Origin of the sequence: Burkholderia sp. Bp9012, from assembly GCF_003853825.1 — a bacterium.
Taxonomy (GTDB): domain Bacteria; phylum Pseudomonadota; class Gammaproteobacteria; order Burkholderiales; family Burkholderiaceae; genus Burkholderia; species Burkholderia diffusa.
Map to the genome: position 1 here is coordinate 41625 of NZ_QTQA01000027.1, position 24341 is coordinate 65965.

The following is a 24341-nucleotide window of genomic DNA, read 5'->3' on the forward strand; positions in this document are numbered from 1 at the left end:
ACGCTTGGAGTCACTCATGAAATTTCCTCTTGCTGCACGCATTGTTGTCGGGATGGCGCTCGGCATCGCAACCGGCGTTGCCTGTCACGCGATGCTGCCCAACGCGGATGCAGCCAACCAGGTCGGCGGCTATTTCTCGCTTCTCGCCGACGTGTTTCTGCGCCTGGTCAAGATGATCATCGCGCCGCTCGTGTTCTGCTCACTCGTCATCGGTGTGACGAAGATCGGCGATGTGCGCGCGGTGGGCCGCATCGGGATCAGGACGCTGGGCTGGTTTCTCTTCGCGTCGTTCATCTCGCTCGCGCTGGGCGCGCTGATCGCCAACTGGTTGAAGCCCGGCAGCGCGCTCAACCTGCCGTTGCCCGCGATCAACGCCTCGACCGGGTTGAGCACGAGCGGGCTGTCGCCCAAGGAATTCGTGGTGCATCTAGTGCCCAGCAGCATTGTGGGGGCGATGGCGAACAACGAAATCCTGCAGATCGTGGTGTTCGCCGCCTTCTTCAGCGTCGGGCTTACGACGCTGGGCGACAAGGCGCAACTCGTCGTTCGCATGCTCGACCAGGTCGCTCACGTCATGCTGAAAGTGACCGGCTATGTGATGGCGCTCGCGCCGTTCGCGGTGTTCGGTGCGATCGCGAACGTCGTGACGACGCGCGGCGTGTCGGTTCTCGTAACCTTTGGCCGGTTCATGGGCGAATTCTACGGAAGCCTGATCGTGCTATGGCTTCTGATGGTATTGGCCGGTGGCGTGTTGTTCGGGCGCAGGGTATTTTCGCTTGTGCGTTTCATGCGTGTGCCGATGCTGATCGGCTTCAGTACGGCCAGCAGCGAGTCCGTTTATCCGAAGATGCTGGAACAACTGGTCCGTTTCGGTGTCCCCGAACGTATCGCGAGCTTCGTTTTGCCGATCGGCTATTCGTTCAATCTCGACGGCACGATGATGTACTGCACATTTGCCACACTGTTCATTGCGCAGGCGTATGGCGTTCATCTGTCGTTCGTGCAGCAGTTGTCGATGCTTGCCATCCTGATGCTGACCAGCAAAGGCATGGCCGGGGTGCCGCGCGCCTCCTTGGTCGTCATCGCCGCGACACTGGGCCAGTTCAATATCCCCGAGGCCGGGCTGCTCCTTATCATCGGCGTTGATCATTTCCTGGACATGGGGCGCACGGCGACCAATGTGCTGGGTAATGCGGTCGCCTCGGCCGCCGTCGCGAAATGGGAAAACGTGCTCGCGCCGTCGTCCGCGGATGTTTCGGTCGATGATGCCGGCGGACATCACAAGGACGGGATTCGCTCGGACGACGAAGGGGCTATTGCGGGAGTGTGAGGCGCTGCTCCAACCACTCTATAAGCGTAGGCTGCCGAAAAGGCTGCGTTGTGATCTGCTGTGACGCGAGCTAAAGTCGAAAGTGGTGTACGGGGGAGTTGAGGCGGGAAATTGAAGGCGGTGGAGGTTTCAGCTGAGAATCTGATTGTCGAAGTCGGGAACCAGCGAACAACAAAACCATCCACCATGAGCAAGTTTACGGAAAAAGCAGTCATCGGTCTATCGGGAGCCGGCCTCGGGCTGGATGAATTGGTCCGTCAAGGGGCGCGGCAAGTGATTCAGCAAGCGATCGCAGCGGAGCTGGCAGAGCTGCTTGAACGGTTCACGAACGTGAAGACCCTGCAGGGGCAACGTGCCGTGGTACGCAACGGCTACTTGCCCGAACGCGAGGTGTTGACTGCGGCCGGGCCGATCCCGGTGAAGGTTCCGAAGGTACGCGATCGATCAGGATCGGGGGTGAAGTTCAATTCATCGATTGTCCCGCCGTACGTGAGGAAGTCGCCCCGTGTAAGCGCGGCGCTGCCGTGGTTGTATCTGAAGGGCGTCTCGACGGGCGATATGGGCGAAGCGTTGCGTGTCCTGCTGGGCGAGGACGCCAAGGGCTTGTCGGCGAATGTCGTGACCGGTTGAAGGCGCAGTGGGCCGAAGAGCATGCGGCGTGGAGCCGGCGTGACCTGTCGAAGTCGTGCTACGTCTATTGGTGGGTTGACGGCATTCACACGGGGCTGCGCAGCGAGAACTCCGATGGCCAATGCCTGCTGGTGATCATCGGCGTGAAGCCCGATGGGAGCAAAGAGCGCGTGGCGATCGGTGACGGGTATCGAGAAACGAAGGCATCGTGGCTGGAGCTGCTGCTCGATCTGAAAGCGCGGGGCTTGCAAGCAGGTCCACGGCTGGCCGTCGGCGAGGGCGCAATGGGCTTCTGGGCGGCTCCGGAAGAGGCATTTCCGGCGACGCAGGGCCCGCGCTGCTGGTTTCACAAAATGGGCAATGTGCTCAATGCGCTGCCGAAGTCGCAACAGGCTCGCGCGAAGGCCGACATGCAGGCGATCTGGATGGCTGCGACACGCGCCGAAGCCCACACCGCGTTCGATCGTTTCGTGTCGATCAATGGGGCAAAATATCCGAAGGCGACCGAGACGTTGAAGAAGGATCGAGAGAGCTTGCTGGCCTTTTACGACTATCCAGCGGAGCACTGGCAGCACCTGCGGACAACAAACGCCATTGAGTCGACGTTCGCGACGGTGCGCCACCGCACGACGCGTAGGCGCAACTGCGTGTCGCGGCCGACCTTCCTCGGTCTGGCATTCAAGCTGATTGAGGAGGCTGAGAAAACCTGGCGCCGTATCAACGGCCCGGAAAAGATCAAGCTGTTGCTTGATGGCATTGCCTTCAAGGACGGAGAACCGGTGCAGGACGATCGACCGGTTCAGCAGAAACTCGCCGCTTGAAATCGACCGTCACGATGCAGCCCGTACACCACTCTTGACGTTAGCTCGACGAAGCCACGTTCGCACGAGAGCTCGAGCGCACCCGAATTGAACTGGAGCGGCGCGGGCGCGGTACATGAGTTTGCGATACGAATCCGGTATGAAGGGAGCTTAGTTCCGCTGCAAAAATCTCCCGCTGATCCCGAATCCAATGTCATTTCGGTATCGAGTTGAACGCCGATATCCATTTATGCGAAAACACTCAACCTTGCGTCGTCGGCCGCTCACGAAGGCCCGGCTTCTACCCCTTCCGGCGGAACAGATACGGCGACTTGCGCTCAAACACCATCTCGCTCTTGCCGCACTCTGTGAAGGCCGCGGCGATGTCGATGCCATCGTTATGTTGTCCAACGTGCTGGCTCTTGCCGTCTGTTTATCTGCTGACGGAGATGCGGAGCCGTATCGTCGAGCGGGCACCGCGCTTGCTCAAAGCATTGCGCGCGTCGAGCATGGTGACCCGTGGACTTTGACTGACTCGGAGTGTACGGCGCTCAAGGTGTTGGTCCTTGGGCTGGCCCCCGCGAAAACCGGACATGGGGTAACGCTTAAATTATGAGGTAGTCTTCTGCCTATGTTTAAGCCCAGTCACAACGTAGAACCCGTCGAAGTTCTGACCCAGCCGGAGCAGCGCCGGCGGCGCTCTGTCGAAGAGAAGCTCGCGATCGTGCGCGAGACCTTCGAGGCCGGCGCCACGGTTTCCGGGGTTGCTCGTCGCCATCAGGTGAACGCGAACCAGGTCTTCGCCTGGCGCAAGCTCTATCAGGACGGAAGCCTGTCGGCAGTCAGTGCCGGCGAACAGGTGGTTCCAGCCTCGGACCTGGCCGAAGCGATGAAGCAGATTCGCGAACTCCAGCGGCTGCTGGGAAAGAAAACGATGGAAGTGGAAATTCTCCGCGAAGCAGTGGAGTACGGTCGAGCAAAAAAATTGATTGCGCGCTCACCATTGCTGCCGGGGGACGACCGTTGAAGACGGTCTGCGAAGTCCTGGGTGTGTCGCGCTCGAATCTGACGGTCAAATCGAAGAGCCCCGCTGAATGGGTCGACCGGCGCAAGACGCCCGTCCTGGACGACATGCCGCTCGTCATAGAACTGCGCGAACTGGTGGCCGACCTGCCCACATACGGCTACCGGCGCGCATGGGCGTTGTTGAGGCGAAGCCGGGATGCGCTCGGTCAGCCTCGCATCAATGCAAAACGGGGGTATCGCGTCATGCGTCGTCACGGACTGCTGCTCGAGCGCCGACCTCGTCATGCCCCCTCGACGCGTCGGCACGATGGCCGGGTCGCGCTGGACAGAAGCAACGTTCGTTGATGCTCGGACGGTTTCGAATTCCGCTGCGACGACGGTGCCCCCTTGCGCGTCGTCTTCGCACTGGACTGCTGCGACCGGGAAGTCATGAGCTGGGCCGCAACCACGGGTGGTTACACCGGCGACATGGTGCGTGACGTGATGCTTCAGGCGGTCGAAAACCGCTTCCACGGCGCGCTGCAAACTGATGGCGAAATCGAGTGGCTGAGCGACAACGGTTCCTGCTACGTTGACGACGAGACACCGACGTTCTCGCAGCAAATCGGCCTGAAGCCGGTCACGACACCCGTCAGAAGTCCGCAGAGCAATGGAATGGCCGAGAGCTTCGTGAAGACGATGAAGCGTGATTACGTTTCATGGATGCCCAAGCCCGACGTCCGAACGGCGCTGCAGAACCTGGCCATCGCGTTCGACCACTACAACGAGAAGCATCCACACAGCGCCCTGAAATACCGTTCGCCACGCGAGTTTCGTCAGCAAGCAAATTCTCCAACTCAAGCGTGACCGCGTGTCCGGTCATATGGGGGTAAGTCCAGTTTGTACCTTCGCGGCCAACGAGTTGAAGCCGGAACGCATGTCCGTGACGCCCGCCGCAATCCAGATTCGCGTGTTCGGCGGGATCACTTCAGGCACTCTCGTAGATACCGTTCAGCGAACTCCTGTGACACGCCGCGGATGCGGATACGTCGCTTGCCGAGCTCGATCTCGATTTCACAGCTCGGCGACATCGCCGGGCTCGCCGACACGTCCGGCGTTTGCGGCAGAGCGTGATGTGGGATGTCTTTCGCAGGCAGATCGACGACATCAACCGGTAGCAGCGCGATGTTTGGTACCGACGGTGCAGGTTGCGTATCGAGTAAGCTTCTTCGCCACTGCGCGACCATATTGGCGTTCAAGCCGTGCGCACGCGCTACCTCGGCAATCGAGCGATTCGGATCGTTCGCTTCGGCAGCAACCGCTTCCCGAAACTCCTTCGTGTAGTTCCTCGAACCTCCGCTCTCACGAACAGACGGTACATGTCGAGCGCTTACGTTTGTAGCGCAGATACCAGCGCACACAAAGAATGATCACGTCGCGGTCAAAGTGACGGCCCGCGAACAGTCCGTCCAGATTCTTCAGTTTGCTCATAGCGGGCCCTAAAATCGGTCAGCCCCGCACTCTAACCGATTCGTTGATCGCTATTTGCACCACAACCCAACCAGTTGCTTGTCAAAAGCATTTTCCCAACTCTTCGGGAACGGCTCGAAACGCGTCAAGTAGTGCAGCGATGGCAGGCACTGACAACGCCTCCGGCTGCGTGACAAAGAGCAGTGGATAGCTGCCCAGGCTGTCTTCAAGTTTGAGTTCGTGCACCAAGCCTAGCCGGTGGTAGTGACGGACCGCAGACTGAGGAGCGAAGGTCAGCATCGACGTAGCTGAAACGATGCGTAGGCTCGTGTGGAAAGAACTGGATTCGACGCGCGGCTCGGGTGGAGGAAGACCATTGACGTGGAACAGTTCATCGACGACGCTTCGAGTTCGCAGGAGAGGGTGACCTAGCACCCACTCTTGTCCCTCAAGATCCGTGATACTTAGCGTGCTCTTTTGTGTCAGCGGATGGCCCACTGCACACGCCAGGGATAAGTGCGCTTCATGAAGCGGGATGGCTGCGAGGTTGCGAAAGGTCTCGCCGCTTTTACGAGTGGAATTCAGGGTGCTCACGACGCAGTCTATTTCTCCTGCTACCAATGCATCGAGCAGGCCCTGCACCGTATCTTCGTAGACATGCAGAATGGGTGCGTCGGGTTGCGAGAGAACGCGTGCTACCACCTCACCCAGCACGGAGAATGCGACCCACGGCAATACTCCGAGCCGAATGGTAGGCATTGCGCGCGGAGCGGCTGCCTCCAGTGCGGCCGCGTCCAGCCATGACATGCTGAGGCGCAAGCGCTGCAGCGCTATGACCCCCGCCTTTGTTAGCGTCCCCCCTCTGCCAGCACGCTGTACCAGCGGCACCCCAATGGCTGCCTCCAAGTCCTGCAGCATCTTGCTGACCGCCGGTTGGCTGAGGTGCAACTCGCGTGCAGCCGCGCTTAACGAGCCTCTTTGTTCAATCAGATCCAGTAATCGCAAGTGCTGGACGCGCAAGTGCTCCAGGCGGTTGCTCGGATTGCGGCGGGTGTCGACCTGTCTATCCATCAAGATATGGAATGGACCCATAGAAAGTTATCAATATACGTCATGGCTAGATTTTGTCAAAATTCACTGCTGGCCGGCAACCCACTTCCGCAGATGACGGGAGGGCCCGGATAGTATTCAAGGAGACAAGCAACGTGGCCAACACGCGCCCCTGCGAAGCAACGCCCACGAGGAGAACGCACGCCTGGTTCCTCCTCCTCCTTCTCATCTATCTGATCGACAATGCCGACCGCTTCATGGTCAGCGCCGTGCTACCTGCGATCAAAGAGGAGTACCTGCTCTCCGATGCTCAGATTGGGCTTCTAGGTAGCATCGTCTATTTCGGTCTGCTCGTGCTCGCCCTTCCGGCAGGCGTACTGGTTGACAAGTTCAGCCGCAAGTACATGGTGTCGATCATGGTGACCTTCTGGAGCGGCGCCACGTTGCTCATGGGTATCGCGAGTAGCTTTCCGATAATGCTACTTGCACGCGCAGGTGTGGGCCTTGGGGAAGCGGGGTACAACCCGGCCGCCTACGCGCTGATTGCAGCGTGGTACCCCAAACGCCTGCGTGCCACCATGATTGGTATCTTCACGATGGGCGCCCCTCTTGGAGGCGCGCTAGGCATCGCCTTGGCGGGCTTTATCACACTACATTACGGATGGCGTCATGTCTTCGGGATCATGGCTGCTCCGGGCTTTCTTCTGGCAGTGATCTTCCTGTTCGCGCCGGACTACAAGACCAGGACGTTGAATGCTGGTCAGTTTGGTCAGGCTACGTCCAGCCTGCGCGGATCTCTGCAATTCGTGTTCAGGAACCGATCCCTGCGGTTGCTGACCGCAGCCCAGTTTGTGATCTTCATCTATGTCGGCGCGGCTAACATCTGGGGCACCGTCTTTTTGATGCGCACATTCAAGCTAAACGTGGCGCAGGCCGGCGGATACGTCGCCGCAATCGCACTTGCCGGTGCCTTGGGCGCATTTGCCGGAGGCGTCATGGCGGACTGGCTGACCCGTCGCAGCGCGCGTGGGAATCTCCAGTCAGCAGTGATCTCGCTCGTGTTTCTAGGCGTATTCGGGGGGCTTTATTACGCCACCCCGATCTTTGGCTTGAGCCTTCCTGTCGCTGTGATCTTGGCTGGCGCGACGCAGTTCTCACAGGCTTCGATCTGGGCGTCGACAACCGCGGCGTCCCTGGATCTGGTACCACCGCACTATCGCGGTAAAACCCAGAGCTTGCAGCCGCTGTTCATGAGTATCAGTGCGTTCATCTCTCCCCCCCTGGTTGGCACAATCTCGGATCATTGGAGTATGTCAGTTGCGCTGGAAGTCGCCTTGGGGGGGAGCGTTTCCGGCTGCCTCCTGTTGCTGTTGTTTGCCGGGACCAGCTATCGCAGAGACCTCGATAGGCAGAAGGAACTCGGCGACGTGATGGTGGTTTCAGCTTGACCTCCAGTAATACTTTCTTTGAGAAATTAACCTTGTTACCGCTCAAACGCATCCGAGTCATCGATACAAGCCACGTGATTGCTGGCCCACTTGCCACGCACCAGTTGTGCATGCTTGGCGCCGAAGTCATCAAGATCGAGCGCCCTGCCCATGGCGACGCACTGAGGGGGTTGGGCACCTCACCTGAGCTGGGTGGGTTGACGCCAGCGTTCATCGGCCTCAACGCAGGCAAGAAATCGGTGGCGTTGCATCTGGACAGTCCGCTCGGACAGCGGGCCCTGTATCAGTTGATTGCTGATGCCGACGTGTTCGTGGAAAATTTCAAACCTGGCACTGCAGCAAAGTTAGGCATAGATGCAGCCACCTTACACGCGATAAATCCGCGACTGATCTACTGCTCCATCTCTGGTTGGGGGCAGGAGGGGGACTATGCAGCGCGTGGCGCGTATGACCATGTAATTCAGGCTGCGACCGGAATGATGACGCTGCAGGGATCAGACCCATTGGCACCCCCAGTGAAGGTGGGTTTCCCGATCATCGACGCCGCCACAGGGCAGTCGGCGGCGCTTGCGATTCTCGCCGCGCTGCTCAGGCGTCAGGCTGGCGACCCCACACCGATCTACATCGACGCCTCGATGGTTGATGCATCGCTGCAGTTGATGAGCAGCATGGCTACTAGTTATCTGGTTGCCGGACAGCCATCCGCAAGAAAAGGGAATCGTGGGTTCGTCGACAGCCCTGGCTCGGACACTTTTCCGTGCGCCGACGGCTGGTTGTCCACCGGGGCCAATACACTCGGACAGTTCGAGAGGCTGTGCGCGGTCATTGGCCGCCCCGAATTAGCTACTGCGCCGCGCTGGTTGCTTCGGAGGCCAGATGGGCCACAGGCGTTCCTCTCTGGATGTGCAGGTCCCGACCTGCGAGCCGAACTGTGCTCGGCATTCCAGCGCGGGCGCGCGGTCGACTGGGAGGAGAAATTGAATCGCCATAACGTGCCATGTTCCGCAGTGCGAAGCATCCAGGAATATCTGGACGGTCCTTATCGCAATGGCGGTGGCATTACCTCACGCGTCGCGCAGCCCACCCAGGCGGGAGTGCGCGAGATCGAGCTGATCGGTGCAGGATTTCGCTGGTCAGGCGATCAACCGGTACCGATGGCGCCTGCGCCGGTCCTGGGAAAGGACACCGAGGAGGTGCTGCGCCGCGTCGCGAACCTGAACGATCAGGAAATCAAAGAATTATTACTGGAGGCATAAGGATGAGCAACGAGCAGACCATTGCTACCGCAACAACGCGACCGCGTGCGACACAGGACGCACCCAGCGAAAGGGGCTTCATGGTCGGATTCCCGCCTCCGCCAGAGGCCCGGTTCGGTCCGGGCAGCATGAGCAACCCTTTACACATGCGCTGGGCTTTCCAGAACATGTCGCAGCTCTACAACTCGGTGCCAGTGTCGCGTGGCGAGGGGCCTATCCTACCGATCGAATGGGGGCAACCGCTCGATGTCGAGTCCCTCCAGGTACCGGATGTGACAGGCACTGCCAGCATGCAAGACGTCTATCGCCGTTACGGAACGGATGCACTGCTGGTGCTGCATCAAGGAAAGCTTGTGTTCGAGCGATACCTGGGCGACATGCGTGCTCCCACGCAACATGCCTTGTTCTCCTGCACCAAGAGCTTTGTTGGCTTGCTCACGGAGATGCTGATTCAAGAGGAACGGATCGATCGTGATGCCCGCGCCCACCAATACGTGCCCGAACTTGCAGCCAGTGCACTTGGTAGCGCCACTGTTCAGCAATTGCAGGACATGCGGGCAAGTGCCAAGTTCTTCGGACATGCCAGGGTCAAAGGCGAGATCCAGGCTGACTATATTCAGGCTGTCATGGGTGGAATCAGTGGAATAAGCAGTGCAGCAAGCAGCTTGCAAGGTGCTTATCAGGTGCTACGTAGCGCCGAGGCTGATCTTCCGCACGGCGGGCCCGTTCGCTACGACAACAGCAGCACCGATACGCTTGGGTGGATCCTGCGCCGCGTCAGCGGGCAGAGCAATGCGCAAATGCTCAGCGAACGCATCTGGGTCAAGCTGGGCGCAGAACAGGACGCTGCGATGCTGCTCGATTGCAGCAAAGCAGAATGGGCCGCAGCCGGCCTGACAATGTGCGCACGAGATGTCGCTCGTTTTGCTGAAATGATCCGTCACGACGGTCGCTACAACGGGCAACAAATCGTTGCGCCCGGGGTTATTGCCGAGATCAAGAAAAGTGGCGACCGGGATGCATTTGCCAAAGGCGGGTTTTGCGTCCCGGCAGATGGCTCTTACCATAACCAGTGGTGGTTCTATCACGATCGTCACCAGTCATATGGCGCACGCGGCCAGTTCGGTCAGCGCATCTGGATTGCGCCTCAGGCCGAAACCACCATTGTGCAGTTCGCGACCGATCCGCAACTTGGCGATGAAGAAGGCACGTTACTCCTGAGCGCATACCACGTAATCGCCGACACCCTGCAGGGGCGTGGATGACGGCAGGCCAGAGACGCGCAACGCATCGCAAGGGTCCTTGAGAGCAGTTTGATGCGGCACGTACTCAATTCATGAAAGCGGTTTTAAAAAAGACAGAAGGGTGATCGGATTTGTTTTGCAACCTCTTGCAATTTTATCATTAAACCCCTGTCGATCATATCTTGGATTAGGTGAGGCTTTCTCCTCACATCCTTCTGACAACCAGCGTCGAGGAACGGCGTTACGCTTCGCCGTTCTTGGTTTACATGAAAAATTAGAAATATAGTTAGATATACTAATAATATAGGAGATGCGATGAAGAGATTGGCACCCAATTTGACGAATTGTCTGGCGGCTGTGGTATTGGGCATGCTGTCGAATACCTCGCACGCTCAATCGAGTGTGACCTTATACGGCGACATCGGCGGAGGCGTCCGATGGACCAATGGCATCAAGGGCGGTGCTGCGGTAGGTTTCAATAACAATATTGTTGCCGGCAATCAGTTTGGAATTAGCGGTGGTGAGGATCTAGGAGGAGGGCTCAAGGTCATATTCAAGCTCGAGGGAAGCTTCAACAGCGGCACGGGGGCGCTGAAAACGTCTGGCACCCTGTTTTCGCAGGCGTCTTTCGTTGGCTTGACTGGCGATTTCGGCCGACTGACAATTGGTCGACAGATCAATGCCAACACGGACTTGGGTATTCTCCTCGACCCGTCAGGCGGCACCGGCGTGTCCCTCGCGATCGAGCCAGGTGTCGTGTTCGGAACGAACTACTTCACACTTGATTCGAGATTCAACAACACGATCAAATACCTTGGGCGGGTCGGCGGGTTCCGCTTCGGAGCTAGCTATTCGCCGGGCGGCGTCGCAGGCAACACGCGCGCAGGCACCAACTTTTCGGGCGCGGCGATGTACCAGTGGGGGCCGGTGCTGGGCGGCGCTTCCTATCAGAAGACCTGGAACGCGACCGCAACGCGGTGGGCGCAGACATTTCAGACCGGCGGGACGCTTCAACTGGGAGCCGCGCGCCTATATCTGAACTACAACGACCTGAGCGTCACGGGCAGCGCGCCAGCTTCGCCCAGGCGTCGCGACAAAATTCCCGGAGGCGGCATCGTGTGGCTAGCCACGCCGTCGTTACAGTTCACTGCCGCTTTCTATGACGATATCGCCAGCAACCTCGGCAACGCCGAAGGTGCGGGCGGCCACAAGCTCACTACCTATGCGATCGCCACATACTACATCTCGAAGCGAACCGAACTTTACGCCGAATTCGATCGTAACGGCTTCTCCGGTGCTTACCGATACGATTCGACCAACATTGCGGCCCTTGGATTGAATCCTGGTGGCCACACGATGATCGGTGCATCAGTTGGCGTCATGACACGCTTCTAGGCATCGGTCGCGGCGTCATAAGGCGATTGAACCGCACACTCATTGATATTGACCAAAGGAATGACATGATAGACCGTAATCGAATCCTGAAGGGGCTGCTCGTCGCAGCGATATTCGCCGTTGCCGGCACTGCTTCCGCCCAGAGCGTGAACGATGCCACGGGGGCGGCGGGAGCGTCCAGCGCGGCCGGCACAACGTCACCCAACCTGTCGAAGTCAACGGACAGGAAACTCACCCGTCGTGTCGCGACTGCGCTCGGTCGAACGCGAGGCTTGAATGCCACGCGAATCATCGTCAAGACTCGCGACGGTCGTGTCACGCTGTCTGGCTCGGTGCCGGATAACGGGCAGATTCCTCTCGCGGTCAATGCCGCACAGGGAGTCGAAGGCGTGAAGTCCGTTCAATCCGCGCTGCGTATCTCGGAGCAACCGCTCTAATTGATGGCGAAGCCGGTTCAGGGTGATCGTACTTTTTGTGTAGTTCGGGCCTTTAAGCGGAATCCAAAATCTAGGCGCGAGAAGGCGGCACACGTGGCCAGTAAGTTGGTTTCGGACGGTACCCGAGAAGATTGCCTTGCGGCCGCAAATCGTCGCGTGCGTATTTGGCAAACGCAGCGCGGCTAACATAACTGCACCACGAATCGAGAGCAGGCGACTGCTGATTCGACTTCCGTACCACAACGTTGAGCTTGGGCTGCGAGTGCGCACAAGGATCGATACCGAGGGGGATGTATCGCCTTAACAGCTCGTTGGTATTTTTGGTCTTCCGGCGCTTCCTGGGATACCGAGCAACTGAGAAGTACGCTTGTTGAGTTCCCACGCAGCAGTTCACCTGCTTGCGAATGGATTATCGCCGTCTCGGTATTAGGGCCCACAGACCAACGCGTTTGCAGACGCTGTATTTCAACGAATCCGTAGGAAATTTGATGTTTCGATCAGGCATGCTGCTCTCGATTGCGGCCTCGATGTTATTTGCACTACTCGCCAGCTATGCTGGCTTTCTGGCACCTCTCGACGGCGCCGAAATGTTTGCGTGGCGCGTAATCTGGACTCTGCCAGGGGCTTTCCTTCTGATCGCGATGCAACGCGACTGGAAAGCCCTTATTACTGCGTTGCACCGGCTTCGCGGCGAGCGCAGGCTCTGGCTTGCTGTGCCGATAGCCACATCGCTCCTGTCAGTACAACTGTGGCTGTTTCTTTGGGCACCTGCCAATGGTCACATGCTGGACGTGTCCATGGGCTATTTTCTTTTGCCGATCAGCACCGTGCTGGCTGGGCGGTTTTTTCTGGGCGAGCGGCTCGGTCCTATCCAATGGGTCGCATCGCTACTGGCGCTTGGCGGCGTTGTGCATGAGATCTGGAGTACCGCGACGTTTTCTTGGATCAGCGCGGTGATTATGTTGGGCTACCCACCCTATTTCATGCTGCGTCGGTGGTTGAATATGAATGCGGTTGTCGGATTTATGATTGAAATTGCACTGATGCTGCCGGTCGCCGCGGGAATTCTTCTCCATGCGACCGGCGATGGTCCAGTTCTGCCGGCGCACTCACCCTGGCTATTGCTGCCAGGCCTTGGCATCGTAAGCGCCGCCGCAATGGGCTGCTATATGGCAAGCAGCCAGACGCTTCCGCTCGGCATTTTTGGAATGCTCGGCTTCATCGAACCGGTGCTCCTGTTTCTTGTCGCAGTACTATTTTTCGACGAAAAGATTACCGTGAGCGCCTTACTGACTTACGGACCAATTTGGGCAGGCGTATTGCTGGTTCTGTTGCATGCCGCACTACCTAAATTGCCAACGCAGAGATTCAGAAGCATCTGGACGTCATAAGAACGGTTGTGGTGCAAATAGCGATCAACGAATCGGTTAGAGTGCGGGGCTGACCGATTTTAGGGCCCGCTATGAGCAAACTGAAGAATCTGGACGGACTGTTCGCGGGCCGTCACTTTGACCGCGACGTGATCATTCTTTGTGTGCGCGCGCTGGTATCTGCGCTACAAACTCAGCCTGCGCGATCTCGTCGAGATGATGGCGGAGCGAGGGTTGTCGCTTGCTCATACGACGATCCTGCGTTGGGTGCGGCGCTATACGCCCGAGTTCATCAAGCGCTGGAACCACGTCGCCACGCCTGCAGGACGGTCTTGGCGCGTTGACGAGACGTATCTCAAGATCCGGGGCAAATGGGTTTATCTTTATCGGGCGGTGGATCGAAGCGGCCAGACGGTAGACTTCATGCTCAGGGCGAAGCGCGATGTGGCAGCAGCGAAGGCCTTTTTCAGCAAGGCAATCAAGCATCAGGGCCAGCCACCGGAGACGGTCACGCTTGATGGGTATGCCGCCTCGCACCGGGCCGTGCGTGAGATGAAAACTGATGGCCTGCTTCCCGAGGAGACGAAGGTGCGCTCCTCGAAGTACCTCAACAACCTGGTCGAACAGGACCATCGCCACATCAAGTCCAGAACGAACGTGATGCTCGGGTTCAAGAGGTTCAGAAGTGCCGCGACCACGATTTCCGGTATCGAGTTGATGCATCGCATTCGCAAGGGGCAGTTCGACCTCTCCGCTCTCGCACTCGAGGGCATCACTGCGCCCTCCGTCTGGAATGCTGTCCTCTTCAATCGATAAGGTATCCATATCTATAGGCGCTCTCGAGAACTCGCTACCTATTTGCACCACATCCGTAGCCGACATAGATCGCCAGCGTGAAGATGATGAGATTGAGGGTGGTGTGATTGATCAGTTCCATCGTGCAGCCTTTATGCGGATTGCTGATGCGAAGCATCGTGACCGAGCAGCGTGGCGGCCACGATGTCGTCGGTCGTATCGATCCTGAGCCGGCCGTCGTCGCCGATGATCAGCTTGAGAAAGTCGAGCACGTTGCGTGCGTAGAGCGACGATGCATCGGATGCGACCATCGCGGGCAAGTTGGTGAATCCCGCGATGTGGACGCCATGCCGCGTGACGACGCGATCCGCTTCGGTCAGCGGGCAGTTTCCGCCACGCCGGCCGTCTGTCTCGACGCCGCGTCCGGCCGCGAGATCCACGATGACCGAACCGGGCTTCATGTCCCGGACGATGTCTTCAGGAAGCAGGGTGGGCGCCGTTCTGCCGGGGATCAACGCGGTCGCGACGACGATATCGGCCGCGCTGGCGCGCTCGCGCACCAGCGCGCTCTGGCGGACCAGCCACGACGCGGGCATCGGACGCGCATAACCGCCGGTTCCCTCGGCGGCCTCGCGCTCTTCGTTCGTTTCGAACGGCACGTCGAGGAATTTGGCGCCGAGCGATTCGATCTGTTCCCTGACCGCCGGGCGCACGTCCGACGCCTCGATCACCGCGCCCATGCGCTTCGCCGTCGCGATCGCCTGCAAACCTGCCACGCCCGCGCCGAGAATCAGTACGCGCGCGGCCTTGACGGTCCCCGCCGCGGTCATCAGCATCGGGAAGAAGCGCTGGTAGAGCCCCGCGGCGATCAGCACGGCCTTGTAACCGCGATGTTGGCCTGCGACGACAGAACGTCCATGCTCTGCGCGCGCGTCGTTCTGGGGATCGCCTCGAGCGCGAATGCGGTGATGCCAGCGCTTGCCAGACGCGCGGCACGTTCGGCATTGAACGGATCGAGCATGCCGATCAGCACGGCGCCTTTTCGCAATAGCGTGAGCTCGGTATCCGTGGGTGCCTGGACCTTCAGGACGACATCGGCCTCAAGTGCGCGCGGCAAATCGACGAGCGTTGCGCCGGATGACGCGTACGCGTCATCCGTGAAATTCGCCCGTTCGCCGGCGCTGGCTTGAACGAGCACTTCGTGCCCTCGCGCAGAGAGCTTCCTGACGGTTTCCGGCGTGGCGGCGACTCTCGCTTCACCCGCTACGCTTTCGGCGGGAATGCCGATTCTCACGTGTTCTATCTCCTGAATGGCGCGTGCCGCTCGCCCACGCGTGACGTGACGCGTCGGGCGAACTGACGGAGCCGATCCGCATGCGTCCGGCCCCGTTCGACGCGATCGTTAGAATTTATGCCGCAAGCCGATTGCCGCCTCGAACAGCGAGTTGTAGCCATAGAACGGCTGGTTCGAGCCCGAGGCCGCCGCGAGGGTCGTCCACGCCCCGGTCAGGTGGTTGTAGTCGACGCCGACATACACGTCCGTCCGCTTGCTCAGGAAGTAATCGAGCGTCGGGCCGCCGGTGATCCGGGTGCCGCTCTGTCCCGCGTGATGGACGACGTCCACGTAGACGGGCAGTTTCAGCGTCAGGAACGGCGTGAAGTTGTAGTCGATCGCCGCGGAAAACGAGTCGTTGCGGTAATCCGCCGGGTAGACGTGGCTATAGATGTACGAGCCGTAAATCTTCGCGCGGGCGAACGCATACGTCGCGCCCACCGTGAAGATCTTCTGCGCGCTGTCCGGAATCGTGACGCCGAAATACGTGCTGCCGTACACGCTCGACGCCGGATTCAGGCCGCCGATGTCGTTGACGATCTGGTATGCCGCGCCGACGCTTAGCGGGCCGCGGTCGTACGACAGGCTGACGGCCGGGGACGAGTTGCGGTGGATATCGCCCGCGGTCTGGCCGAACGTATAGGATGCCTTGGCGGTGAAGCCTGCGATCGTCGGGGACGTATAGCGCACGGAATTGTCGAGGCGGCCGCCGCCGGTGAGCCCGGCGCCCTGGAAGCCCAGCGTGCCCGTGTAGTTGGCGAGCGCGTAGAGGTCGTGGGACCAGGCCATCTCGTGGGCCAACGTATAGAGGCGCCCGCCCGAGATCGTTCCGTAGGGGCTGCTCAACCCGACCATCGCGGTCCGGCCGAACAGCCGCTGGGTGCCGGACGGGGTCGACTGCTGGGAAATCCCGGTATTCGGCGTGAATCCGGACTCGAGCTGGAAGATCGCCTTCATGCCGCCACCGAGATCCTCCGCGCCCTGGAGGCCCCAGCGGCTGCCCTGAATCTGGCCGCCGCTGCCCATCGTGAAGAGCTTGCCGCCGGTCTTGCTCTGGTGCGTGTCGAAGCGGACCGCTTCGTCGATGATGCCGTACAGCGTGACGCTCGACTGGGCGCGCGCAGTCACGGTGACGAGCATTCCGCAACCGATTAGGGTAACTAATATTCTGGTGTTCATCTGCATCCCCTTGTCAGTGAAAGTAAAGCGATACCGGGTCCGGCTGCCGCGTCCGCAGGCGCGGCATGCCTTTATGTCATGCGGACGGAAAGCGCAGCAGCGAGTCCGGCCGATCCCTCAGTTCAGTGCGCCGGCCGCTTCGGCGATCTTTCGGCAGCCCTCGCCGATGATGTCCACGCTGGTGGCGATCGACATCCGGAAGTAAGGCGAGAGGCCATACGACGTTCCCGCGACCACCGCCACGCCCGCGTGCTCGAGCAAATACAGAACGACGTCCGAATCGGTATCGAGGCGCTTGCCGAACGGCGTGGTCTTGCCGAGCAGCCCGCCGCAATTGACGTACAGGTAGAACGCGCCGTCGGGTGCGCCGCAACTGATGCCTGGAATCGCATTGAGCGCGGCGAGCGCGTGATCGCGCCGATCCTGATAGACGCCCACCGATTGCGCGACGAACGTCTGGTCGCCGGTCAGCGCCGCAAGCGCGGCGGCCTGGCTGATCGAACAGGCATTGCTGGTCGATTGCGACTGCAGCGTGTCCATGGCGGCGATCAGGTCGGCGGGGCCCGCCGCATAGCCGATGCGCCAGCCCGTCATCGCGTAGGTCTTCGACACGCCGTTGACGACCAGCGTGCGCGACGCGAGGGCCGGCTCGACCGTCAGCAGATGCGGCGTTCGGCCGTCGGTGTAGCGAATGTGCTCGTAGATGTCGTCCATCATCACGAGGACGTTGGGGTGACGCAGCAGCACGTCGGCGAGCGCGCGCAGTTCGTCTGCCGAGTAGGCCGCGCCGGTCGGATTGGTCGGCGAATTGACGATCAGCCACTTGGTGCGCGGCGTGATCGCGGCGTCGAGCGCCGGCGCGGTGAGCTTGAAGCCGTGCGCTTCGGTGCACGGCACGACGACGGGCACGCCGTCGCACGCGAGCGTCATGTCGGGATAGGACACCCAGTAAGGCGCGGGGATCAGCACTTCGTCGCCGGCTTCGACCGTGATCGCGAGCGCGTTGAAGATCGCGTGCTTCGCGCCGCAGGTGACGATGACCTGCTTCGGATCGTAGGTGAGGCCGTTTTCGCGTTCGAGTTTCGCGGCGATCGCGGCGCGCAGCGCGGGGGTGCCGGCGGTCGGTGTGTAGCGGGTTTCGCCGCGTTCCATTGCGTCGACGGCGGCCTGGCGGATATGCGCGGGCGTATCGAAGTCGGGTTCGCCGACCACGAGATTGACGATGGCCTTGCCCTGACGACGCAATTCGGCGGCCCGGTCGGCCGCCGCGCTGCTCGGAGACGGTTTGATGCGCTGAACGCGGGCGGCAATGCGCGATGCACTCACTCTGGGCTCCTGGACGAAATTTGAGTAGCCTTAACAGTAAGCGGGCGAAAACACGCGCGCCAAGATGACTTTCCGCTGGGGCGAGAGCATCCGCTTATGACGAATCGTCCGACGATGCGCGGGCGCGATCCGCATCGTCGTCCGCTGCCGCTAGGGTTTTTGTCCACTTCCCGGGCCGGTGGGTTCGTCCTACCATTTACCGATCCGTACATCGAAGAACTGATCACCGTGAACCTGCGGCGCCTGAAGTATTTCGTGAAGAGTGTCGATATCGGCAGCCTGACGCAGGCCGCCGAGGTGCTGCACATCGCTCAGCCGGCGCTCAGCCAGCAACTGATCACGCTGGAAGACGAATTCCAGCAGCAACTGCTCGTTCGCACGAAGCGCGGCGTGACGCCTACCGAAGCAGGCGTCACGCTCTACCGCCACGCGCAACTGATCCTGCGCCAGTTCGAGCAGGCGCAGGCCGATGTGAAGAGCGCGGGGCAGACGCTGGCCGGGCAGGTATCGGTCGGGCTGGCGCCTGGCACCGGTGCGTCCGCGTTGTCGCTGCCGTTGTTGCGCGCGGTCCGCGCGCGCCATCCGTCGATCCTCCTGTACATCAACGAAAATTTCGGCACGACGCTGAGCGAGCTGATCATGAACGGCCGCATGGACATGGCGGTGCTGTACGGCGACAAGCCCGTGCACGGCCTGTCGTTCCAGCTGCTGATGAACGAGGAACTGTTCCTCGTCGCGCCGCGCAGCATGGGCATCGCGGCAGGCGAAATCGACGTGACCTCGCTGCGCGATGTTCCGTTGTTGCTGCCGCGCCCGTACAACTATCTGCGCAAATACGTCGACGAGGCCTTCGCGCGGATGCAGATGATTCCGAACGTGATCGCCGAGATCGAGTCGGCCACGACGCTGTCCGCAGCCGTCGGGGCCGGGATCGGTGCGACGATCCTGCCGGACTCCACCGCGCGCGTCGTCGCGGAGTCCGGCGACGTCGTCCAGTGCCGCATCGTCTCGCCGGTGATCAAGATCCCGTTGTCGGTCTGCCTGTCGGATCATCTTCCGCTGTCCGAGCCGGCCGCGGCGGTCAAGGACATCCTGCTCGAGCTCGCGGGCGATCTCGCTTTCGACACGCGTTCGGAACCGAACGCGGATACATAAGCTCGCCTTATCGCTACAAAGCGAATCCGTCTTGGCGCAATTTTTCTGCGCCCGATACATTGAATCCATCGTCAGTTGCCCGGCGCGTCGCGCGGGGCGACAGGGCGTGCCGCGATCGGGTCCGCGCAGCCGGTGAATGCACCGCAGCGGCCGTCGTGGCGCAACGTATGCATCGGCGAATTTCCGTTTGCCGTTGCTTGCCAACCGGGCTACGGGCCAAACGATGGATCTCAACAAGATTAAGTCTCTGATCGACCTGCTGTCGGATTCTCCGCTGATGGAGCTCGAACTGATCGAGGGCGACGACAAGGTCAAGCTGGTCAAGCGGAACCGGGGCGATGCCGCCGCCGCGCCGGTGCGCGAAGTAACCCCCGCGCGCGGGGCGCGAGCGCATGCCGGGCGGGAGGCAGCGCAGCCGCCGGCCGCGTCGCCCGGCCTGTCGCCTGTCGAGCCGCGCATCGTACGTGCGCCGATGTTCGGCATCGCGCATCTTCGGCCGTCGCCGAACGATCCGGACTTCGTCCGCGCCGATGATCCCGTGCAGGCCGGCCAGGTGCTTTGCACGATCGAGGCGATGAAGGTGTTTCATGCAATCGAATCGGACTACGCGGGCCGGGTGGCCGAGGTGCTCGTGAATTCCGGCGACGAGGTCGAAGCCGGCCAGCCGCTGTTCCGGATCGAATGACGATGCGCTTCTTCCTTGCCAGCCGTGGCGCGAACAGCCGCGGCGCCATCGTAGCCAACGAGCGGGGCGACCATGTTCGATAAGGTGCTGATCGCGAATCGGGGCGAAATTGCGCTCAGGATCCAGCGCGCCTGCCGCGAGCTCGGCCTGCGGACGGTTGCCGTTCATTCGGAGGCGGATGCCGACGCGCGCTACGTTCGCCTCGCGGATCAGGCACTCTGTATCGGGCCCGCGGCGCCGGATCGCAGCTACCTGAACCAGGAGGCGATCCTGCTCGCCGCACGCGTGAGCGGCGCGGGGGCGATCCATCCCGGATACGGCTTCCTGTCTGAAAACGCGGTGTTCGCGGAGCAGGTCGAGGCGGCCGGGCTGGCGTTCATCGGGCCGGCGGCCGACTCGATTCGTGCAATGGGGGACAAGGTGGCGGCCAAGCGCGCGATGCGCGCGGCAGGCGTGCCTTGCGTACCGGGCCCGGACGGCAGCTTGCCCGACGATCCCGACGAGATCCTGGGCATTGCGGCCGAAATCGGCTATCCCGTCATCGTGAAGGCGGCGGGCGGTGGCGGCGGCCGCGGCATGCGCGTCGTGCATGCCGCGCCGCAGTTGCTCGAAGCGGTGGCCGTGACGCGCGAGGAGGCGCGGCGCGCGTTCGGCAAGCCCGAGCTTTACGTCGAGAAGTTCCTCGAGCATCCGCGTCACGTCGAAATCCAGGTGCTCTGCGACAGTCACGGCACGGCGTTGTGGCTCGGGTCGCGCGATTGCTCGCTGCAGCGGCGCCATCAGAAGGTGCTCGAGGAGGCGCCCGCGCCTCACATCGATCCCGGGCTGATTCGCAAAGTGGGCGAGCGTTGCGTGGAGGCTTGCCGGCAGATCGGGTATCGCGGCGCGGGAACGTTCGAGTTCCTGTTCGAGAACGGTCGGTTCTATTTCATCGAAATGAACACGCGGCTGCAGGTCGAGCATCCGGTGACCGAGGCGACGGCCGGAATCGACATCGTGCGCGAGCAGATCCGCATCGCACAGGGCCACGCGCTGACGCTGAAGCAAGCCGACATTCGCACGGCCGGGCACGCGCTCGAATGCCGGATCAACGCGGAAGATCCGTTCACCTTCGTCCCGTGTCCGGGCCGGATCGTCGAATGGGAGGTTCCCGGCGGGAATGGGGTTCGCGTGGATTCGCACCTGAGCGCCGGTCAGGTCGTGCCGCCGTACTACGACTCGCTGATCGCGAAGGTCGTGACGCATGGCGCGACCCGCGACGAGGCGATCGCGCGCATGCGCGTCGCACTGTCGGAGATGCGCATCGAAGGAATTCGGACCAACGTGCCGCTGCATCGCGCGATCCTGGACGATTCGGCGTTCGGCGACGGCGGTGTGGATATTCATCATCTGGAACGCTGGCTCGCCGCGCGGGAGGCCGTATGACCCGAATCGTCGAGCCTGCGCCGCCCGGGCTGCAGAGCGACATCGCAGCCGCGTGTCCCGAGCCGCAACGAAGAGTTCTCGCAATGAAACAGGATGAATCGGAACAAACGCTGCACGTCAGTCTGCTCGGCACGACCGCGATGCTGTTCGAGGCACCGGGCGCGCTCGACCTGCGAGTGCAGCGCCGCATCTGGGCGCTCGCGCGCACCGTCGAGCGATGGCCCGGCGTGCGCGAGGCCGTGCCCGGCGTGACCAACCTGATGCTGACGTTCACGCGTCCGCCGAAGGATCCCGCCGCACTGGAAGCGCAGCTGGTCGACGCATGGCATGCCGCCGGCGAACTCGACATCGCGGGCAACGTGATCGAACTCGCGGTGCAGTACGGCGGGGAGTTCGGACCGCATCTGGACGACGTGGTCGCGCATACGGGCCTGTCGGTCGACGACGTCGTCGGGATTCATTGCGCGCCGCTCTATACGGTGTATGCGCTCGGCAGCCATCCCGGCTACTGCTATCTCGGCGGCATGGACCCGCGTATCGCCACGCCGCGACGCAAGGTTCCGGTGCTCGGGCTGCCCGGCGGCGCCGTGTCGATCGGCGGCGTGCAGACAGGTGTGTCGGCCTCCGCGGGCCCCAGCGGGTGGAACACGATCGGCCGCACGGCGATGACGTTTTTCGACCCCGCGCGCGAGCAGCCGGCCACGCTCGCGCCCGGCGACATGATTCGTTTCCGTGCCGAAAGGATCGTCCGATGATCGAGATCTTGTCTTCAGCCGCATTGGCCACGGTGCAGGACCGCGGTCGCGAGGGCTACCTGCGATTCGGCGTGGGCACGTCGGGGGCGATGGACCGGGTCGCGCTCGCGATCGGCAACCTGCTGCTGGGCAATCCCGACGATGCGGCCGCGATCGAAATTCCGATGTTTCCGTTTCGCGTCCGCTTCCTCGAGGATCTGGCGTTTGCGATCACGGGCGCCGATTGCGCGGCCCGGCTCGACGAGCGGCCGATTCTCCCGTGGTGGACGATCGAGGCCAGGCGGGGTGAAGTGCTGACGATCGGCATCCCCGCATCGGGAACGCGCTGCTACCTGTCGCTGGCGGGCGGCGTCGACGTGCCCCGTGTGCTCGGGTCGCGCAGCACGCAGTTGCGCGGGGAGTTCGGCGGATTCAACGGACGGCCGTTGCAGAAGGGCGACGTGCTCCACGCGATCGGGCTCGATGCGCGTGCACCGTTGCAGTCCGCCGCGAACGGCGGGTTCGGCGCGGTGCCGCCGGCCTATCTGTTGCCGACGCCCGCGGCCATGCCGGCGGCGGACGGCGGCGACACGGTGGTGAGGGTGTTGCCGGCCGCCGAGTACGAGTGCTACGACGCCGATTCGCTCGATGCATTCTGGCGTGAAGGCTGGAAGGTGACGCCGCAGAGCGATCGATACGGTTATCGGCTTGCCGGCCCGACGCTCGCGGCCCGTCGGCCGATCGAGAAACGCTCGCACGGCATCGTGCCTGGTGTCATCCAGGTGCCGCACAGCGGCCAGCCGATCATCCAGCTGCGCGACGCGCAGCCGTCGGGCGGCTACCCGAAGATCGGCACGGTGATCGAGGCCGATTTGTGGCGCCTCGCGCAGGCACGGATCGGCACGCGAATTCGCTTTGCCAGGACGACTTACGAGGAGGCGGTCGACGCGCTCGACGAAGTGGAGCGCTATCTCGCCAAGGTTCGCAATCTCGCCGGGCTGTTCCGTGCGTCGAAATACTGACCGATGACAAACAACAACGAAGTGGATATCCAGGAGCTTCGGCAGGTCACGTCGTGGCTTGCCGCCGCCGAGATCGAATTCGCGGAGATCCGGCTTGCGGGATCGACGGTCCGCCTGACGCTCGAGCCTGAGGTGCCGTCCGGCGATGCGGGCTCGATCGGGACGCCGTCGCAGGTTGCCGCCCCGACGTCGATCGTCAGGTCGCCGTCGACCGGAATCTTCGTGACCACCCATCCCGACCGGGCGGCGCCGCAAGCCGCGATCGGCCATCGTGTCGAAGCCGGGAACGTCGTCGGTCTGCTGCAGATCGCCGAGTTGTACAGGCCGGTCGTCGCGGAGCGCGGCGGCGTGATCTCGGCGATTCATGCGGAACCGGGGGGCCTCGTCGGGTATCGGGCGCCGCTGTTCGAACTGGCGGCCGACGTGCCGCCGCCACCCCTCCCACGCATCGAGAGAGCAGATGATGGAAATTGACCTGAATGCAGATGTCGGCGAAGGATTCGGCCCGTACCGGATGGGCGACGACGAAGCGATGTTCGATATCGTCTCGTCGATCAATATCGCATGCGGTTATCACGCCGGCGACCCGGTGATCATGGATCGGACCGTGCGCATTGCCGGCGCGAAGGGAATCGACCTCGGCGCGCACGTCGGCTTTCCCGATCTGCTCGGGTTCGGGCGGCGACCCATTCAGGCGGACCCGCTCGAACTCGCGAAGTACGTGCTGTACCAGATGGGCGCACTCGAAGGGATCGCACGCGCGGCAGGCCATCGCCTGACCCACATGAGCTTTCACGGTGCGCTCGGCAACATGGCCGCCGCGTCGTTTGAACTCGCGGAGCCGCTGGTGCGGGCGGTTGCGGAGTTCGACCGGAATCTCGTGATCAGCGTGTCGACCAACACCGAGATCGAGCGCGCGGCCGACCGGATCGGCATGCGCACGGCTAACACGTTCCTGGCCGACCGCGCGTACGACGACCACGGCGCACTCGTGTCCCGCAAGCTCGCGGGCGCGGTGATCAAGGATCGGGCGGCGGTGCTCGCACGCGTGCAGCAGCTGCTCGAAGACGGCACGGTCACCACGATCGCGGGCAACACCATCGGGATGAGCGCGAGGTCGATCCTGCTTCATGGCGACACGCCGGGCGCGGTGGAACTCGCGCGCACCGTGCGCAGCGCGATCGAAGCGAAGGGCGGGCGCGTGGTGCCCGTATCGCGGCTCGTCGATCGCCCGTCGCCGTCATAAGTCCGC

Annotated in this window: 19 protein-coding genes and 4 pseudogenes; 17 read left to right on the forward strand and 6 right to left on the reverse strand. The window is 61.8% G+C overall.

The features are described from left to right. Positions 1-16: 16 nt before the first annotated feature. The 3 genes and pseudogenes from DIE11_RS29310 (at position 17) to DIE11_RS29320 (ending at position 4632) form a co-directional block, all read left to right on the forward strand. A complete protein-coding gene (locus DIE11_RS29310; RefSeq protein WP_124628830.1) occupies positions 17-1330 on the forward strand; it encodes a dicarboxylate/amino acid:cation symporter in 1314 nt (437 codons plus the stop codon). A 186-nt stretch (positions 1331-1516) separates the two neighbouring features. Beyond that, positions 1517-2781: pseudogene (locus tag DIE11_RS29315) on the forward strand (IS256 family transposase). 610 nt (positions 2782-3391) lie between these two features. Further along, positions 3392-4632, forward strand: a pseudogene (locus DIE11_RS29320) (IS3 family transposase). Between the two features lie 116 nt (positions 4633-4748). On the opposite strand, the gene tnpA reads toward DIE11_RS29320, so the two are convergent. From tnpA to DIE11_RS29335, 3 genes and pseudogenes are all read right to left on the reverse strand, one after another. Then, positions 4749-5186, reverse strand: coding sequence for an IS66-like element accessory protein TnpA (tnpA, locus tag DIE11_RS29325; RefSeq protein WP_124628832.1), 438 nt, complete (start codon positions 5184-5186; stop codon positions 4749-4751). Further along, a pseudogene (locus DIE11_RS37140) lies at positions 5161-5256 on the reverse strand (IS6 family transposase); the annotation flags it as partial. The pseudogene DIE11_RS37140 and the gene tnpA, both read right to left, overlap by 26 nt. An 81-nt stretch (positions 5257-5337) precedes the next feature. Continuing rightward, positions 5338-6306, reverse strand: coding sequence for a LysR family transcriptional regulator (locus tag DIE11_RS29335; protein ID WP_185633840.1), 969 nt, complete (start codon positions 6304-6306; stop codon positions 5338-5340). A gap of 134 nt (positions 6307-6440) precedes the next feature. Between DIE11_RS29335 and DIE11_RS29340 the strand changes: the two genes are divergently transcribed. From DIE11_RS29340 to DIE11_RS29370, 7 genes are all read left to right on the forward strand, one after another. Next, complete coding sequence (locus tag DIE11_RS29340) at positions 6441-7733, forward strand: MFS transporter (RefSeq protein ID WP_124628836.1); 1293 nt, start codon at positions 6441-6443, stop codon at positions 7731-7733. Beyond that, positions 7730-8989 (forward strand): CaiB/BaiF CoA-transferase family protein, encoded by a 1260-nt coding sequence (locus tag DIE11_RS29345; RefSeq protein ID WP_124628838.1) that lies wholly within the window; start codon positions 7730-7732, stop codon positions 8987-8989. Before DIE11_RS29340 ends, DIE11_RS29345 begins: the two co-directional genes overlap by 4 nt. A gap of 2 nt (positions 8990-8991) precedes the next feature. Beyond that, on the forward strand, positions 8992-10254 hold the full coding sequence (locus tag DIE11_RS29350) for a serine hydrolase (protein WP_124628840.1): 1263 nt from the start codon (positions 8992-8994) through the stop codon (positions 10252-10254). 294 nt (positions 10255-10548) lie between these two features. Then, on the forward strand, positions 10549-11628 hold the full coding sequence (locus DIE11_RS29355; RefSeq protein WP_260437195.1) for a porin: 1080 nt from the start codon (positions 10549-10551) through the stop codon (positions 11626-11628). A 26-nt stretch (positions 11629-11654) separates the two neighbouring features. Beyond that, the gene (locus DIE11_RS29360; protein ID WP_260437196.1) at positions 11655-12065 is read left to right on the forward strand and encodes a BON domain-containing protein; all 411 of its coding nucleotides are present in this window, start codon (positions 11655-11657) and stop codon (positions 12063-12065) included. A gap of 503 nt (positions 12066-12568) precedes the next feature. Then, on the forward strand, positions 12569-13456 hold the full coding sequence (gene rarD, locus DIE11_RS29365; RefSeq protein ID WP_260437197.1) for an EamA family transporter RarD: 888 nt from the start codon (positions 12569-12571) through the stop codon (positions 13454-13456). A gap of 141 nt (positions 13457-13597) precedes the next feature. Beyond that, positions 13598-14251 carry an IS6 family transposase gene (locus DIE11_RS29370; RefSeq protein ID WP_409364587.1) on the forward strand — a complete coding sequence of 218 codons (654 nt, stop codon included), beginning with the start codon at positions 13598-13600 and terminating at the stop codon, positions 14249-14251. Between the two features lie 131 nt (positions 14252-14382). Here DIE11_RS29370 and DIE11_RS29375 read toward each other — a convergent pair. The 3 genes and pseudogenes from DIE11_RS29375 to DIE11_RS29385 all read right to left on the reverse strand — a co-directional run bounded on the left by DIE11_RS29375 (position 14383) and on the right by DIE11_RS29385 (position 18068). Then, positions 14383-15524: pseudogene (locus tag DIE11_RS29375) on the reverse strand (Re/Si-specific NAD(P)(+) transhydrogenase subunit alpha). A 108-nt stretch (positions 15525-15632) separates the two neighbouring features. Further along, a complete protein-coding gene (locus DIE11_RS29380) occupies positions 15633-16703 on the reverse strand; it encodes a porin (protein WP_124628842.1) in 1071 nt (356 codons plus the stop codon). A 156-nt stretch (positions 16704-16859) separates the two neighbouring features. Continuing rightward, positions 16860-18068 carry an aspartate transaminase gene (locus tag DIE11_RS29385; protein ID WP_124628844.1) on the reverse strand — a complete coding sequence of 403 codons (1209 nt, stop codon included), beginning with the start codon at positions 18066-18068 and terminating at the stop codon, positions 16860-16862. A 228-nt stretch (positions 18069-18296) separates the two neighbouring features. Between DIE11_RS29385 and nac the strand changes: the two genes are divergently transcribed. From nac to DIE11_RS29420, 7 genes are all read left to right on the forward strand, one after another. Further along, on the forward strand, positions 18297-19223 hold the full coding sequence (nac, locus tag DIE11_RS29390; protein ID WP_124628912.1) for a nitrogen assimilation transcriptional regulator NAC: 927 nt from the start codon (positions 18297-18299) through the stop codon (positions 19221-19223). 136 nt (positions 19224-19359) lie between these two features. Then, the gene (locus DIE11_RS29395) at positions 19360-19908 is read left to right on the forward strand and encodes a biotin/lipoyl-containing protein (protein WP_260437198.1); all 549 of its coding nucleotides are present in this window, start codon (positions 19360-19362) and stop codon (positions 19906-19908) included. A 72-nt stretch (positions 19909-19980) separates the two neighbouring features. Next, complete coding sequence (gene accC / locus DIE11_RS29400; protein ID WP_124628846.1) at positions 19981-21333, forward strand: acetyl-CoA carboxylase biotin carboxylase subunit; 1353 nt, start codon at positions 19981-19983, stop codon at positions 21331-21333. Positions 21334-21416: 83 nt separating this feature from the next. Next, positions 21417-22088, forward strand: a complete 672-nt coding sequence (pxpB, locus tag DIE11_RS29405; RefSeq protein ID WP_124628848.1) for a 5-oxoprolinase subunit PxpB — start codon at positions 21417-21419, stop codon at positions 22086-22088. Continuing rightward, positions 22085-23089 (forward strand): biotin-dependent carboxyltransferase family protein, encoded by a 1005-nt coding sequence (locus DIE11_RS29410; RefSeq protein ID WP_124628850.1) that lies wholly within the window; start codon positions 22085-22087, stop codon positions 23087-23089. The genes pxpB and DIE11_RS29410 overlap by 4 nt, the downstream gene beginning before the upstream one ends. A gap of 3 nt (positions 23090-23092) precedes the next feature. Further along, positions 23093-23563: a hypothetical protein gene (locus tag DIE11_RS29415; protein WP_124628852.1), complete on the forward strand. Its 471-nt coding sequence runs from the start codon at positions 23093-23095 to the stop codon at positions 23561-23563. Next, positions 23553-24335: a LamB/YcsF family protein gene (locus tag DIE11_RS29420; RefSeq protein WP_124628915.1), complete on the forward strand. Its 783-nt coding sequence runs from the start codon at positions 23553-23555 to the stop codon at positions 24333-24335. Before DIE11_RS29415 ends, DIE11_RS29420 begins: the two co-directional genes overlap by 11 nt. Positions 24336-24341 lie beyond the last annotated feature (6 nt).